The sequence below is a fragment of the Microterricola viridarii genome (assembly GCF_900104895.1).
GTDB lineage: Bacteria > Actinomycetota > Actinomycetes > Actinomycetales > Microbacteriaceae > Microterricola > Microterricola viridarii.
On record NZ_LT629742.1, the window covers coordinates 3513301 to 3527819 of the forward strand.

The following is a 14519-nucleotide window of genomic DNA, read 5'->3' on the forward strand; positions in this document are numbered from 1 at the left end:
CCGTGAGAGGACCCCCAATGACCCAGACTCGTTTCCCCGCCGGGCCCCGGCGATGGCTCACCCTGGCCGTTGCCGTGGCGACCATCACCGTCGGCGCAACCGCACCGGCCGCGTTCGCCGAACCGGGCGGAGACGCGCCAACGCCGCCTGCGGCTGCCGGTGACGCGGGAACCGAGCTCGCCATCACGGGGTCGCTCGCCGTGGTCATCTCCGAGCAGCCGGATGTCGGCCCGGCCGTGCTGCTGCAGGCCCCAGACGGCGCGCTCGTCGAGCTGCAGGGCGTCGACCCCGCCGAGGTGCGCACCGGCGACCAGTTCACCGGGGTGATCGCGCTCGACGCCGCCCTCGACGATGTTCAGGCGGAGGAGTCGGAGGGGCTTCCGGCTCCGGCAGCCGACGAGCCGGTCGATGCCGAGTCCGTGCTCGGCCAGGAGCTGCTCGCCCAGAGCATGGCCGCCGAGCTGCCCGTTGCCGCCGTGACGGCGGAGATCACCCCGAGCGCCGACACCGACACGGGGCTTGACGTCGCTTCCCGCGAGCAGGTGGTGGCCGGAGCAGTCCCCGCTCGCGCGCACAGCGTCGACGTCGCCATCGTCGGCCCGAGCGTCGGCGCGACCGGGTACTTCACCGACGCCCAGGTGAATGCCCTCGTCGCCGAGCTGAGCGGCTACTGGGCCGGCCAGTCCCAGGGCGCCATCCCCCAGATCACGCGGTCGACGCCGATCAAGCGCATTGCCGTCGCCAACCCCTGCAACGCCGAGGGCGCCTGGGTCGCCGCGGCCCAGGCGTTCGGGCAGTCCGATCCGATCGGCTACTACGCGAGCGGTCAGGGACGGCACCTCGTCACGATCGCGACGCCCGGCACCGCGCCCGGCTGCGGGGCCGGCTTCGGCCTCGGCACCGTGGGCGGCGGCGTGCACACCGGCGGCTTCAGCTGGAACTCGGTCGCCGGCCCGGACGCCGCATCGATCGTCGGGCACGAGCTCGGCCACAACTTCGGCCTCGGCCACTCCAACAGCCACAGCTGCGCGGGCTCCACCATCGTCGAGGGCATCCCGGCCGGCAGCGGATACAGCAACGGCTGCGTCGACTATGAGTACAACGACTACTACGACATCATGGCCGGCGGGCTCGCCGTCTGCGGCGGCCAGTGCTACACGACCGACAAGATCACGGCCCTCAACGTCGCGCACAAGGCGAGCCTCGGGTTCCTCAACGCGGCGTCGCTGGCCAATCTGGTGCTGCCCTCGTCCGCCTGGTCGGAGAACCACAGCGTCACCCTGCAACCGGCCTCCGCCGGCTCGGGTGTGCGCGGCATCCGCCTGGTGAACCCGCGCGACGGCGGCGTCTACTACGTGGAGTTCCGCAACGGCACCGGCATCGACGCCGGCGGCTTCTACACGAGCCCCGCTGGCGACGGGCCCGGCGTGCGCATCTTGCGCCTGGGCACCGGGCTCGGGCCAGACAGCCGTGTGCTCGCGCCTCTTCCGACCGCGGGCGGGCAGCGCAACTACCTGCTGGACAGCGGCGAGAAGTTCGCGACGGCGAACAACGGGGTGTCCGTCTCGATCACGAGCGCCACGGCGGCCGCCGTGACCCTCAGCATCCAGCTGAACAAGGCAGACCCGTTCGGCAGCGTCGGCGACCCGCGGCTCTCCGCGGCGACCGCGCGCTTCGACACGGCCCTGACCGTGACGCCGGGTGCCGCGAGCCCGGCCGCGACGGGCACGAGCTACCAGTGGCGGCGCAATGGCACCGCCATCCCCGGGGCGACGGGCAACCGGTACACGCCGACACTGGGCGACGTCGGGGCGAAGCTCTCCGCGACGGTGACCCTCACCCGCGCCGGCTATGTGCCGACGGCACGCACCACCCCGGAGACCAGCGCCGTGACCGGCCCCGTCGTGCAGCGAGTCGCCGGCGCCGACCGCTACGCGACGGCCGTTGCGATCTCCAAGCAGGGCTATCCGGGCACTGCGGATGTCGTCTATGTCGCGACCGGCGAGAACTTCCCTGACGCGCTGGCTGCCGCACCCGCCGCCGCGACGTTCGGTGGGCCGCTGCTGCTCACCCCCGCCGGCGGCCTGACAGAACAGGTCAAGGCCGAGATCCAGCGGCTCAAGCCGGCCCGCATCGTCGTGGTCGGCGGCCCGAGTGTCCTGAGCGACGCCGTGGTCAAGCAGCTCAAGGCGCTGCAGAAGAACACGGTGCGGCTGGCCGGTGCCGACCGCTACGCGACGGCGCAGGCGATCATCGACGACGCGTTCCCCGGAACGGTGAGCGAGAGCTGGCTGGCGACCGGCGCGAACTTCCCCGACGCCCTCTCGGCGGCGGCCGTGGCGGGCAGCCGCGGCGTCCCAGTGGTTCTGCTGGACGGGGCGCGCCCCGGCGTTGACCGCGGAACCAGCGCGCTTCTGAACCGGCTGAAGCCGACGAAGCTCGCGATCGCGGGCGGCACCGCCGTGGTGAGCGTCGGAATCGAGGCGGCGCTCAAGCAGAGCAAGTTCGCGGTGACGCGTCACGCCGGGGCCGACCGGTACACGACCAGCCAAGCCGTGAACGCGTCGACGTTCAGCAACCCGAAGGTCGTCTACCTCGCGACCGGCGGCGGGTTCGCCGACGCCCTCGCCGGCGCCGCCATCGCCGGGGCGACCGCCGGACCGCTCTACGTGATCCCTGGCCACTGTGTGCCGGGCGAAGTCGTCGACAAGATCTCGGCCTGGGGAACCAGCCGCGTCGTCATCATCGGCGGGACGAGCGTGCTGACGCCCGCCGTGGAGAAGCTCACCCGCTGCTGAGCGCGGCCCCGACAGGCAGGCAGAGACAGCAGAGGGGCGGATGCCGGTTCACCCGGCATCCGCCCCTCGTGGCGTGTCTGGGTTACGCGAAGGCGACGATCAGCTCGACCTCGACGGGCGAGTCCAGCGGAAGCACCGCAACGCCGACGGCGGAGCGCGCGTGCACGCCGATGTCGCCGAACACCTCGCCGAGCAGCTCGCTGGCGCCGTTGATCACGCCGGGCTGGCCGGTGAACGACGGGTCGGATGCCACGAAGCCGACGACCTTGACGATGCGGGTCACCCGGTCGAGCGAGCCGATCTGCGCGCGCACGGCGGCGAGGGCGTTCAGCGCCGACAGCCGGGCGTACTCCTTGGCGTCGGCGGCGGGAACCAGCCCATGGCCGTCGCCGACCTTGCCGGTGGCCGGCAGCGCACCCGCGACGAACGGCAGCTGGCCGGAGGTGAAGACGAGGTCACCGTGCTCCACGGCGGGCACGTAGGCCGCGACGGGAGGGGCGACATCCGGAAGCACCAGGCCCAGCTCAGCCAGGCGGGACTCGATCTGTGACATGCGGTGCTCCTTTTAGTTGTTGTTCTCGAATGCCGCGGCAGCCGCGCTGGCGGCAGCGGCCCCTGCTGCCGCAGCGGCGGAGGCCTCGCCGCCGACGGGGCGCTTGAGGTAGGCAACGAGGCCGCCCTCTGGGCCGGTGACGACCTGCACCAACTCCCAGCCCTCCGAGCCCCAATTGTTGAGGATCGCGGCCGTATTGTGGATCATGAGCGGCGTCGTGATGTATTCCCAGCGAAGCATGGAGATGCCTTTCAGAACGGGGGTTTGCGGGGTCTCCGAGCGGCTCGAGCGTGTCACGCGCGGGCCCGCTACGGTGGTTTTTCAGCTTTTCGCCTTAGGCTCCACTATATGTCTGAGCAAAAACGTACGGCCGGTCGCGCCCTTGGTGGGTTCCTCGGCTTCATCGGTATGAGCGCCGTCGCCGGTGTCCTTGTTGCCGCAGCAGTGACCCCAGCCATCGCCCTCACCGGCGTCGCAGCAAACGGCACCATCGACATGTTCGAGAACCTGCCCGGCTACCTGGAGATCACCGACCTCGCCGAGAGTTCCAACATCTACGCCCTCAACGGAGAGGGTGAGCAGGTCCACCTTGCGACGTTCTACGACCAGAACCGCCAGTCCGTCGGCTGGGATCAAGTCTCCCAGTTCGCCAAGGACGCAGCCATATCCGGTGAGGACCCCCGGTTCTACGAGCACGGCGGCGTCGACCTGCAGGGAACCGTCGCAGCGACGATCGGCTACCTGGTTCCCGGCGGCAACGTGCGCGGTGGCTCATCGATCACGCAGCAGTACGTGAAGAACGTGCTCATCGAGACGAACATGAGCAAGGCCACGACCGAAGAGGACAAGCAGGCGGCCTACGAAGAGGCCACCAAGGAGTCCCCGGACCGCAAGCTCAAGGAGATGCGCTACGCGATCACCCTGGAGAAGACGTACTCCAAGGACGAGATCCTGCTCGGCTACCTGAACATCGCCCTCTTCGGAGGCCGTGTCTACGGCATCCAGGCCGCGGCGGAGTACTACTTCGGCGTGAGCGCCGCCGAGCTCAACATCGAGCAGTCGGCCGCTCTGCTCGCGATCGTCAACAACCCGGACAACCTGCGCCTCGACCGGCCCGACAGCGAGGAGAACGGCGCAGCCAACGGCTACGCGAAGACCCTCGAACGCCGCAACTACATCATCGACAAGATGCTCCAGCACGACAAGATCACTCAGGAGCAGTACGACGTCGCGTACAACACGCCCATCACGCCCAACATCGTCCAGCCGAGCACCGGATGCCAGACGGCCGGCGGCTCTGCCTACTTCTGTGACTACGTCACCAAGATCATCGAGAACGACCCGGCCTTCGGTGCGACAGAGGACGACCGCATGGCGCTGCTGCGCCAGGGTGGCATGGAGATCATCACGACGCTCGACCTCGACCTCCAGGTGGCATCCGAGAACGCCATCGCGAACTACGTGCCGTTCTCAGCCGACGGCATCGATGTCGGAGGCGTGATGGTGAGCGTTGAGCCCGGAACGGGCAAGGTCCTCGCCATGGCGCAGAACAAGATCTACAGCCAGGACAGTGAGGTTCTCGAGCAGAACCCCGACCACTCGGCCATCAACTACAACACCGACTTTGAGTACGGCGGATCCCTCGGATTCCAGCCGGGCTCGACCTACAAGGTCTTCACCGTCGGCGAATGGCTGAAGGAGGGCCACTCGCTCAACGAGAGCATCGACGGCCGCAAGCGCAGCGACTGGGGATCCTTCCGCGCCAGCTGCGCGCCCGGCGGCACCGAGAGCTACCCCGGATACGCCCCGGGTAACGACGAGGGCGGCAACGGCGGCACCTACACCGCGCTCAGCGCCACGACGAGCTCTGTCAACACCGGCTTCATCGCGATGGCCAAGCAGCTCGACCTCTGCGGCATCAAGTCCACCGCGGAATCGTTCGGCGTGCACCGCGCCAACGGCGACCCGCTCGGCTACAGCGCGAGCACCGTGCTGGGCACCGAGGAGATCGCCCCCCTGACGATGGCCAACGCCTTCGCGAGCATCGCCGCGAACGGCGTGGTCTGCAAGCCCAACGCGATCGCCAGCATCACGCACCGCGACGGCACCCCGGTCACGCTGAAGGACGGCTCCGAGCTGAAGATCCCCAACGGCGACTGCGCGCAGGCCGTCGCGCCGGAGGTCACCTCCGGCATGGCCTACGCCATGCAGAAGGTCATGAGCGGCGGAACCGGCTCGTCCTCGGCCAACCGCGTCGACACCTGGGTTCCGATGATCGGCAAGACGGGTACCACCGACGACAACGAGGCCACCTGGATGAGCGGCGCAAGCACCAAGGTTGCCACCGTCGCCGGCGTGTTCAACACCTCGGGCCACGTCAACCTGCGTCGCACCTACTTCAACGACACGCAGGCCGCCGTGCTCCGCCACTACATGTGGCCGGCCGTGATGTCCGTTGCCAACGCGAAGTACGGCGGAGACGCCTTCCCCGAGCCGCCGAGCTCGGCGCTGAAGACGGTCTATGCGGCGGTGCCCGATGTGCGCGGAAAGAGCTTGGACGAGGCACGGAAGCTCATCGAGGGCGCAGGCTTCGGCTTCGAGGATGGCGGCCCCGCCGACTCCGAGCTGCCCGCAGGCCAGGTCTCCGGCACCAACCCGGCCGGCGAGGCTCCCCGCGGCTCTGTCGTCACCGTGAACACCAGCAACGGCCAGATGGTGCTGCTGCCCAACGTCGTCGGAAAGAGCTTCGACGAAGCCCGCAACTCGCTCGGCGGATTCAGCGTCAGCAAGTCTGAGCAGACCGTGACCGACAAGAAGCAGGACGGCAAGGTCATCGCCAGCGACCCGGCGGCCGGCAGCCCGGTCAAGTCCGGCCAGAACGTGACCCTGACGGTCGGCAAGTTCGAGGACAAGGGCAACAACGGCAACAACGGCAACGGAAACGGCGCCGGAGAGGGCAACAACTAGTGCCCTCCGGCGCGCTCTCCCGGTCCGCTGCGGTGGCCACCTCGGTGGTCGCCGCAGCGGGACTCGCCGCCCTCGCATGGGGCTCGCTGGTGGAGCGCAAGCGGTACACCCTCCGTGAGGTCACCGTGCCCGTTCTGCCGGCCTGCTCGGAGCCGCTCAAGGTGTTGCACCTCTCCGACCTGCACATGGCGCCCTGGCAGCGCGACAAGCAGGATTGGGTGCGGGGCCTCGCCGATCTGGAGCCCGACCTCATCGTCGACACCGGCGACAACCTCGGCCACCCAGACGGCATCAGCGGCATCGCCCGCGCCTTCGAGCGGTTCCGCGGCATCCCCGGCGTGCACGTCAACGGCTCCAACGACTACTTCGGGCCCAGCCCGAAGAATCCGCTGCTCTACTTCGGCGGTCCCTCCGGCGTGCCCCGCAAGGTCGCGCACCTCGACATCGATGCCCTGCACCGCGTGTTCGACGAACTCGGCTGGGTCGATCTGAACAACAAGGCGGCTGCGCTCGACATCCGCGGGACTCACCTCGAGTTCTTCGGTGTCGACGACCCGCACCGCGGCTACGACAAGCTCGAGCTGATCACCGGGGCCATCGACGAGCTGCGCGCTGAAGACCCGCTGTTCGACGAGCAGTGGCCCGCTGGGCCGGATGCCGGGGCGTTCCGCCCGACCGTCACCATTGGCGTGATGCACGCGCCGTACCAGCGCGTGCTCAACTCCTTTGTGAACCACGGTGCCCAGCTAATCCTCGCTGGCCACACACACGGCGGTCAGGTCTGTGTTCCCGGCTTCGGCGCGCTGGTGACCAACTGCGATATTCCGCGCGACAAGGTCAAGGGCCTGAGCCTCTGGCAGCACGGTCTGCGCACCGCGTTCCTCAATGTTTCCGCGGGTCTTGGCACCTCCATCTACGCCCCGGTGCGCTTCGCCTGCCCGCCGGAGGCGACGTTGCTCACCCTCGTCGCCGCTCCCTGACCGGGCCAGTGGTCAGAGCACCCAGAAAAATCGGGTATTCTTATTGAGGTCGTTAGCGACTATGACTCTCGGGTCATCGGGGTATGGCGCAGCTTGGTAGCGCGCGTCGTTCGGGACGACGAGGTCGCAGGTTCAAATCCTGTTACCCCGACATACAAGAGGATCAGGGCTTCGGCCCTGGTCCTCTTTTTTGTGTGCCAGCCCTGTTTTTTGTGTGCCAGCCAGGCCGCCACCAGCGCTGAGCGCCCGGCCAGCGACCCTCCCGCCGGGATCGCGTATATTCGGATCGTGCGAGCAGCGGCGGTGAGATGGGGCGTGTTCGCCGTCTATCTGGCCGCGCTGGCCTGGATCGTCTTCGCCCCTGGCGACGACGCGGAACGGGCCACCGGCATCGTCGCGCTCGTCGCCCACACCATCGAGGCCTGGGGCGTGCCGTTCGAGCTCGGCTACGGCGTGCTCGAGTTCACGGCGAACATCGCCCTGTTCGTGCCGTTCGGGGTCTTGCTCAGCCTGAGCGCCCCGCACTGGCATCCGTGGCTCGTCATCGCAACCGGCTTGGCGTCCAGCTGCCTGATCGAACTCGTGCAGACCGGGCTGCCCACACGCGTGGCGAGCCCCACAGACCTCCTGGCGAACACGGTGGGCACCGCAGTCGGCGTGGGATTGTTCCTGGCCTGGGAGCGCCTCAGAAGGCGCCCCAGGGCCGCCTCCCGGCCGCGCAGCACGCGGCTCAGCGCAACCGGCGGCAGCAGCGGCTAGGCCGCGAAGCGCTGTTCGAGCAGGCCCGTGACGACGCCGACGGTGTCCTGCCAGCCGTGCACGGCAATGCAGCTCACTCCCATCGCCTTGACCGGGTAGTCGTTGCCGCCCTCGTCGAGGCGGTCGCCGATGAAGAGCATGTCCTCAAGCGGGATGCCGGTGGCCTCGACGAGCTTGTTCATGCCGTAGGCCTTGTCGACGCCGCGCTTGGTGATGTCGATGGAGGTGGAGCCGCCGGAGCGCACCTCGAGGTCGAGGAGCTCCAGGGCGACGGCGTCGCGCAGCGCGCCCTTCTTCACGCCGTCGGCGTCCCACGCGGCCTTGGCCTCGACGGGGGCCTGCTGGCCGAGGGCCGAGAAGGTGATCTGCGAGCCGCGGTCCTCCAGGATCGGGCCCCAGGTGTCGCTCTCCCAGTAGCCGAGCGCCTGCGCGTTGCGCTCCACCGATTCCAGCGCGCGCGCCTTCTGGTCATCGCTCAGGACCTCGGCGTAGCGCTGCGCCCAGGCACCCTGCTCGAAGCGCAGATACTGTGTGCCGCAGGTCGGCATCAGGTGCAGGCGCGCGAGGAGCTGCTCGTCGTCGATGTCGAGCACCTGGAGAACCTGGTTCTGGAACTGGGCATAGTTGCCGCCGGAGATGATGCACACCTCGGCCACCTCGAGCAGGCGCAGGAGCACGGCCGCCATCTCGGGTTCCAGCGGCGACTTCGATGCCGCCAGGGTGTCGTCAAGGTCAAAGGCTACGAGCTGAGTAGTCATGGTTCCCCCAGCTTAGCCGCGCCGGGCAGCGGCATCGCGCCCGCCCCACCTAGCGCACGCGCCCGTCGTGCTCGACGACGAGGATGCGCGCCGCGCCCTCGGCGGGGGCGATCACGATCGACGCCAACTCGCTGCGCCCCGGTGGCTGCAGACGCGCCGTCAGGCTGCCGGCCCGCAGCTCGCCCAGCTCCCGCGTGATCAGGGCCGCGACCGCCGTCGGGTCGCCCGTGCCGCCGGAATCGTCCAGCAGGGTCACCTCGACCCCGCGCGCCCGTGCCGCGTTGACCGCGGCGAGCACGTCGGGAACGGCCAGCGTGCGGCCACGTACCAGGTCGCGCAGGGATGCCTCGGTCAGCAGGCACTCGCGCTTCTCGGCTGCGCTCAGCGGGGCGCCGCTGGCCACCCGCTCCATGATGGGCCGCGCCAGCTGGTCCAGGCGGGCGACCTGCTCGAATCGTTCCTCCTCCGCGGCCTGGGCGGTGGCCACGGCGGCCGCCTCCAGCAGGCTGCGTCGGTTGAACTCCGCGATGCGCCGGGCGGTGCTGCGCAGCCCGAAGTAGATCGCCGTGCCGATGACGAGCGTCGCGGCATGGCGCACCAGCAGGTCGAGGCCGCCGCCGAGGCCGTGGCCGGTCGCGCTGGTCCACGCCAGCGTCGCGGCCGCCATGCCCAGGTATCCCACCCAGCCGACGAGCACCCTCCCGCGCAAGATCAGCATGAGGAGCACCGTGGTGACGGCCCCGAGGTGCCACGTCGCGTAGAGGGGCGCCCCTGGCGGCAGCGGCTGCACGCTCTGCACCACCACGGTTCCGATGCAGAGGGCGAGGATGCCGGCCCACCACGGCCTCGGAAACGGGTCGGCTGCCGGCTGCATCACCCAGATTGCGGCAACTGCGAGCGGCGCGAATGCGAGGGCGGACGCCCACGGCGCGTTCGACTCGCTGGCAAAAGCCAGCAGCGCCTGTGTGACGAGGAAGAGCACGAGGATGACGGACGCGTGCGCACCGTGCAGCATGAGCAGGCTGGAAACGTCTACGAAGCTGCGGGCAGCGGGTTCGCGCCGGGGATCGCCCGATGGTGCGGATGGTGTCGAGCCGGAGCGCAGACCCCGCAACGCCGTCATCGTCGGAGCCAACCGAGCGTGACCAGGGTGCCCCGCCCCGGTCGCGAGTCGACAACGGCATAGCCGCCCTGCACCTCGTTCATCCGCCCGACGATGCTGCGAGCGACGCCCATGCGCTCCGGGCGCACCCGCTCCGGGTCGAATCCGACGCCGTCATCACGGACGCCGAGGACCACGACATCCGCATGGAGCCAGAGCTCGGCGCGGCGTTCGACCCGGCGGGGCGGCTGCCGGAGTGCGGAGACGCCACTCTGGCGCCCCGCGGCGTGCGCGTTGGAGTTGCGCATCGCCTCACCACCGGCCGCGAGCAGCGCCTCGACGACCTCGGCCGGCAGCCGGAGGTCATCGATGGTGGTCTCCTCACCGACCTCGACGACGAAGTGCACAGAGTGCTGACTCGCAAGCCTGCGCATCTCGAAGATCACGCGCTCCGCCGACAGCACGCCGGTGGCGCTTGTGCCGCTCGCGATGCGTTCCATCTGCGCCAGCGTGTTCCTCGCCTGTCGCACGTGGTCACCGTGCAGCTGGTCTGCACGGCCGGCCATCAGCAGCGTCGACAGCACGCCGTCGTGGATGAGCCCGTCGAATCGTGCGCGCTCCCCCTCACGGGCCGCTCGGGCGGCGTTGCGGGCAGCGCCAACCCGTTCCCCCGCCTGCAGGAGGTCCAGCCGCTCGGCGCTCTGCAGCCCGACGAGCACGAGTCCGACGAAGATCGACGAGAAGGATGCCGCGTACAACCCGGTCTGGACGGCCAGCAGCAGCGCCTCCTCCGCCCCGTTGGAGACGAACATGACGTAGACCGTGAGCGCCCCGATCAGCCCGAGGTAGCCCCAGACGAACGCGCCCCGCGCGATCAGGGCCAGGCACACGATCGGCAGCGCAGAGATGCCAAGCGGCCACGGGATGCCGTCAGATTGGATGCTCGCGTCGCCGTGGGTGAGCGGCCAGGCGACAAGCACGAGGGGCAGCACAACGGATTCCAGCGCGGCCAGCGTCATGAGCACGGGCAGCGGCGCCCAGCTGCCCCACAGCCCGATAGCCACCGGAAGGCCGACGAGCACGGCGAAGCTCAGCACGGCCAGGGGCCGCATCTCGTGCTGGTGCTGTTCGACGAACGGCCCGATCGCGAGGATTCCGAAGACCAGGCCGGCCAGGCCGACCGCTCCGGCCGTCATCCGCATCAGGCGCAGGTGCGTCGGGCCCGGGTGCAGCCGCAGCCTGGACGGGCGGAACGCCCCCGGTGGACTGTACTCAGTCACCGTCTGCAACCGCGGGTCGCAGAGTGCTCCGACCACCGGGGACGGGCAGGATGCCGTCCTCCAGGGCACGCTTGTACAGGTCGACCTTGGTGCTCGCCGGCCGCCCGACACGCTCGTACTTGGAGCGAATGCGGCGGATGTAGTCGATCACCGTCGACTCGGTGACCCCCGCCGTCGCGGCGACGAGCGGGGCCTTCGCCCCGGCCGCGTAGAGCGAGAGCACCTGGCGCTCCCGCGCGCTCAGGCCGGCGTCGGAGAGCTCTGGATCACCGTCGAGGGCCGCCGCCCACTCGGTGGAGGCGACCGGCTCGCCCACCGTCGCCTGCCGCACGGCGTCGAGCAGCACCGTCGTCGGCTCAGACTTGCGGATGACGCCGAGCACGCCGCTGTGCGCGGCGGAGCGCACCAAGGAGGCGTCGTCGCCGCCCGTGAACGCCAGCACGGCGGAGCCGGCCTCGCGCAGGCGGCGCACGTTGAGTGCGGGGGTGGACCCGTCGGCCAGGCGCAGGTCGAGGATCACGAGGTCCGGGGCCGGCTGCGCAGTGCGCTGCAGCAGCTCGAGCAACTCATCGACGGTGCGCGCGAGGGCGATCACCGAGATTCCCGGGGTGCTGGCGAAGAGATCGGCAAAACCCCTGGCCACGATTTCGTGGTCGTCGACGAGTGCTACGCGGAAGGTGCTCATTTGTCCTCAGAGACAAGCTACCGCACGGGCGGAGGTTCCCCTCCCCCTCGTACGGGGCCACTCGCTCAGACGGCCGAGCTGATCGCCGCGCGCTGCGCGCGCCCGTTGAGCATGCCGTGGGACTCCTGGAGGTAGCACGAGCCGCAGAGCGATTCATAGCTGACGGCGTCCGTGGCGTCGATGGCCACCTGAGCGCCGTCGAAGACATAGCGGTCGCCGATCTTGCGGCCGTTGAAGACGGCCTTGCGCCCGCAGCGGCAGATCGTCTTGAGTTCCTCGAGGCTGTGCGCGACCTCGAGCAGGCGACGGCTCCCGGGGAAGGCGACGGTCTGGAAGTCGGTGCGGATGCCGTAGGCGAGCACCGGGATGCCCTCGAGCACGGCGATGCGCAGTAGGTCGTCGACCTGATCCTCGGTGAGGAACTGTGCCTCGTCGATGAGCAGGCAGCTCACATCGCGGTTCGTCGCCTCCAGCACCCGGCGGCGGTGTTCTTGCACGAGGCCGAGCGTGTCGGCGTCCGGGGCCAAGACGAAGTCGACGCTGCGGCTGAAGCCGAGCCGCGAGAGGATGCCGAGATCGCCTTTGGTGTCGACGGCCGGCTTGGCCAGCAGCACGGCGTGGCCGCGCTCCTCGTAGTTGTATGCGGCCTGCAAGAGCGCGGTGCTCTTGCCAGAATTCATGGCGCCGTAGCGAAAGTAGAGTTTGGCCATTACTGCAGATACCCGTCCTCAGCGGCTCGAATGATGAGTTCGGCGCGCCGACTCGCGGGCCGGTTTGCCCTGGCGTACTTCTCGCGCACGCGTCTCAAGTATGTCTTGGCCGTCTCGTATTTCACATTCATCAGCCGCGCAACGGCCGCCGTGGTGTTGCCGGCGGCGTAGAGGCGCAGCGATTCCAGCTCGCCCGGGCTGAGCTTGGGCCGGATGATCTCGGTTGCCTCCTCGGATGCCGCAGCACCCGCACCCGCTCCCGCAGCTGCCGCGACACGGCCGGTCGCCGGCGCGTCGGCCGGCACCGGCTCGCGCGGGTCGAGCCCCATGGCCTGCCGCGCGACGGCGTGGAACGTCTCCATCGAGTCGGCCTTGGAGAGGAAGGCGACCGCTCCGGCTGCCACGGCGCGCTCTGCGGCGCCCTCCGTGTCCTGGGCGCTCATCACGATCACCCGGGCCCCGGCTGCGCGGCAGGTGCGAATGCGCGCCTCCAACGACACCTGCTCCGTTGGCGCCTCCCCCATCAGCACCAGCGCTGTCGGGAAGTTCTCGTTCCGCACGAGATCGATCCACCTCTCGGCGCGCACGACGACGTCGAACTCCGGTGCTTTCTCGATGATCCACGCCGCGATGCTGTCCAACAGGAGCACGCGCTCGTCGCAGATGCCGATGCGGATCGGCCGAGTGGATGCGGCCGAGCGCCGCGTACCGCCCGGGGCGTCGATCCTGGTCATAACTGAATTTTAGTCGCAGTTTGGGGGCGTCCGGCACGACCGAGCAGCCCCGGGCGCTCAGAACAGCGTCGGCTCCGGCTCCGCCGGCGGTGCGGCGAAGGCGGGCTTCGCCCGGATGGCGCCGGGCAGGGCGACGCCGCCCGTCGCTGCCGAGGTCTCACCGCGCAGCAGGCCATGCGCGCGGATCAGCGGCTCGATGCGGTCGGCGAGCCACCGCCGGTACTCTTTCGGGGCGTAGGCGCCGCCCGCGTAGAGCTGCGTGTAGCGCGGAAGCAGCTCGGGGTGCTCCTCACCGAGCCAGTGCATGAACCACTCCCGCACGCCGGGCCGCAGGAACAGCGCGGTGTAGACGACGGAACTGGCTCCGGCCGCGTGCGCCCGGCGCAGCGCCTCGTCGAGGTGGGCCCTGGTGTCGGTGAGGAAGGGCAGAATCGGCATCAAGAACACCGAGCAGTTCAGGCCGGCCTCGCGCACCGCCGTCACCGTCGCCAGCCGCGCCGTCGTGCCAGGGGTGCCCGGCTCGATCGACTGCTGCAGGGCGTCATCATAGATGGCGATCGACATGGCGATGCTGACGGGCACGGTGCGCGCGGCATCCGCGATCTTCGCCAGGTCGCGGCGCAGCAGGGTTCCCTTGGTGAGGATGCTGAAGGGTGTGCCGCTGGCTGCCAGGGCGTCGATGATGCCCGGCATCAGGGCGTAGCGGCCCTCCGCCCGCTGGTACGGATCGGTGTTCGTGCCGAGGGCCACCGGGTGCCGCTGCCAGCTGGGCTTGCGGAGCTCGGCGCGCAGCACCTCGGCGATGTTCGTCTTGACGATCAGCTGGCGGTCGAAGTCTTCGCCGGTGTTCAGGTCGAGGTAGCTGTGCGTCGGCCGTGCGAAGCAGTACACGCAGGCGTGCGAGCAGCCGCGATAGGGGTTGATCGTCCACTCGAACGGCATCGCGCTCTGGCTCGGCACCTTGTTCAGCGCCGACTTGGCGAGCACCTCGTGGAAGGTCATGCCGGCGAACTCCGGCGTCTGCACGGAGCGCACCAGATTGCTCAGCCGGGCGAGCCCCGGCAGGGTCGAGGGCTGTTCAACGTCGAGTTCTTGCGCGCTCCACCTCATACGACAATTCGAACACACATTCGCATGAAATGCGAATATGTGTTCGAATCTGTCGAACGTGTTGAGCCGCGGCCGCGGCGCGA

The 14519-nt window shown here is 69.4% G+C and carries 13 protein-coding genes and 1 tRNA gene; 5 read left to right on the forward strand and 9 right to left on the reverse strand.

Features of this window, described 5'->3' with window-relative positions:
- Positions 1 to 17: 17 nt before the first annotated feature.
- A complete protein-coding gene (locus BLT62_RS16145; protein ID WP_156786399.1) occupies positions 18 to 2798 on the forward strand; it encodes a cell wall-binding repeat-containing protein in 2781 nt (926 codons plus the stop codon).
- An 82-nt stretch (positions 2799 to 2880) separates the two neighbouring features.
- Here BLT62_RS16145 and BLT62_RS16150 read toward each other — a convergent pair whose 3' ends face one another.
- Complete coding sequence (locus tag BLT62_RS16150; RefSeq protein ID WP_083364980.1) at positions 2881 to 3351, reverse strand: RidA family protein; 471 nt, start codon at positions 3349 to 3351, stop codon at positions 2881 to 2883.
- A gap of 12 nt (positions 3352 to 3363) precedes the next feature.
- Positions 3364 to 3591: a hypothetical protein gene (locus tag BLT62_RS16155; RefSeq protein WP_083364981.1), complete on the reverse strand. Its 228-nt coding sequence runs from the start codon at positions 3589 to 3591 to the stop codon at positions 3364 to 3366.
- Positions 3592 to 3699: 108 nt separating this feature from the next.
- On the opposite strand from BLT62_RS16155, the gene BLT62_RS16160 reads away from it, so the two are divergent.
- From BLT62_RS16160 to BLT62_RS16175, 4 genes are all read left to right on the forward strand, one after another.
- Positions 3700 to 6318 carry a transglycosylase domain-containing protein gene (locus tag BLT62_RS16160; protein WP_083364982.1) on the forward strand — a complete coding sequence of 873 codons (2619 nt, stop codon included), beginning with the start codon at positions 3700 to 3702 and terminating at the stop codon, positions 6316 to 6318.
- Complete coding sequence (locus BLT62_RS16165) at positions 6318 to 7298, forward strand: metallophosphoesterase (RefSeq protein ID WP_083364983.1); 981 nt, start codon at positions 6318 to 6320, stop codon at positions 7296 to 7298. Before BLT62_RS16160 ends, BLT62_RS16165 begins: the two co-directional genes overlap by 1 nt.
- Before the next feature lie 77 nt (positions 7299 to 7375).
- A tRNA-Pro gene (locus tag BLT62_RS16170) sits at positions 7376 to 7449 on the forward strand.
- A 137-nt stretch (positions 7450 to 7586) separates the two neighbouring features.
- On the forward strand, positions 7587 to 8057 hold the full coding sequence (locus BLT62_RS16175; protein WP_172829734.1) for a VanZ family protein: 471 nt from the start codon (positions 7587 to 7589) through the stop codon (positions 8055 to 8057).
- Here BLT62_RS16175 and BLT62_RS16180 read toward each other — a convergent pair.
- From BLT62_RS16180 to BLT62_RS16210, 7 genes are all read right to left on the reverse strand, one after another.
- Complete coding sequence (locus BLT62_RS16180) at positions 8054 to 8815, reverse strand: HAD-IIB family hydrolase (RefSeq protein ID WP_083364985.1); 762 nt, start codon at positions 8813 to 8815, stop codon at positions 8054 to 8056. The two genes, BLT62_RS16175 and BLT62_RS16180, sit on opposite strands and share 4 nt — an antisense overlap.
- Positions 8816 to 8864: 49 nt before the next feature.
- Positions 8865 to 9938 carry a hypothetical protein gene (locus BLT62_RS16185; RefSeq protein WP_156786400.1) on the reverse strand — a complete coding sequence of 358 codons (1074 nt, stop codon included), beginning with the start codon at positions 9936 to 9938 and terminating at the stop codon, positions 8865 to 8867.
- Entirely contained in the window at positions 9935 to 11197 is a 1263-nt protein-coding gene (locus BLT62_RS16190) for a sensor histidine kinase (RefSeq protein WP_156786401.1), read from the reverse strand. The genes BLT62_RS16185 and BLT62_RS16190 overlap by 4 nt, the downstream gene beginning before the upstream one ends.
- Entirely contained in the window at positions 11190 to 11882 is a 693-nt protein-coding gene (locus BLT62_RS16195; protein WP_083364988.1) for a response regulator transcription factor, read from the reverse strand. Before BLT62_RS16195 ends, BLT62_RS16190 begins: the two co-directional genes overlap by 8 nt.
- Before the next feature lie 65 nt (positions 11883 to 11947).
- A complete protein-coding gene (locus tag BLT62_RS16200; protein WP_083364989.1) occupies positions 11948 to 12592 on the reverse strand; it encodes a thymidine kinase in 645 nt (214 codons plus the stop codon).
- Positions 12592 to 13326, reverse strand: coding sequence for a helix-turn-helix transcriptional regulator (locus BLT62_RS16205; protein ID WP_083364990.1), 735 nt, complete (start codon positions 13324 to 13326; stop codon positions 12592 to 12594). Before BLT62_RS16205 ends, BLT62_RS16200 begins: the two co-directional genes overlap by 1 nt.
- A gap of 57 nt (positions 13327 to 13383) precedes the next feature.
- The gene (locus BLT62_RS16210; RefSeq protein WP_083364991.1) at positions 13384 to 14436 is read right to left on the reverse strand and encodes an Rv2578c family radical SAM protein; all 1053 of its coding nucleotides are present in this window, start codon (positions 14434 to 14436) and stop codon (positions 13384 to 13386) included.
- Between the last annotated feature and the right edge of the window lie 83 nt (positions 14437 to 14519).

Coding starts and splice junctions, on each gene's coding strand:
- BLT62_RS16150 (WP_083364980.1), bottom strand. CDS start 3,351: ATGTCACAGATCGAGTCCCGCCTGGCTGAGCTGGGCCTGGTGCTTCCG.
- BLT62_RS16195 (WP_083364988.1), bottom strand. CDS start 11,882: ATGAGCACCTTCCGCGTAGCACTCGTCGACGACCACGAAATCGTGGCC.
- BLT62_RS16200 (WP_083364989.1), bottom strand. CDS start 12,592: ATGGCCAAACTCTACTTTCGCTACGGCGCCATGAATTCTGGCAAGAGC.
- BLT62_RS16155 (WP_083364981.1), bottom strand. CDS start 3,591: ATGCTTCGCTGGGAATACATCACGACGCCGCTCATGATCCACAATACG.
- BLT62_RS16145 (WP_156786399.1), top strand. CDS start 18: ATGACCCAGACTCGTTTCCCCGCCGGGCCCCGGCGATGGCTCACCCTG.
- BLT62_RS16160 (WP_083364982.1), top strand. CDS start 3,700: ATGTCTGAGCAAAAACGTACGGCCGGTCGCGCCCTTGGTGGGTTCCTC.
- BLT62_RS16205 (WP_083364990.1), bottom strand. CDS start 13,326: ATGACCAGGATCGACGCCCCGGGCGGTACGCGGCGCTCGGCCGCATCC.
- BLT62_RS16210 (WP_083364991.1), bottom strand. CDS start 14,436: ATGAGGTGGAGCGCGCAAGAACTCGACGTTGAACAGCCCTCGACCCTG.
- BLT62_RS16180 (WP_083364985.1), bottom strand. CDS start 8,815: ATGACTACTCAGCTCGTAGCCTTTGACCTTGACGACACCCTGGCGGCA.
- BLT62_RS16185 (WP_156786400.1), bottom strand. CDS start 9,938: ATGACGGCGTTGCGGGGTCTGCGCTCCGGCTCGACACCATCCGCACCA.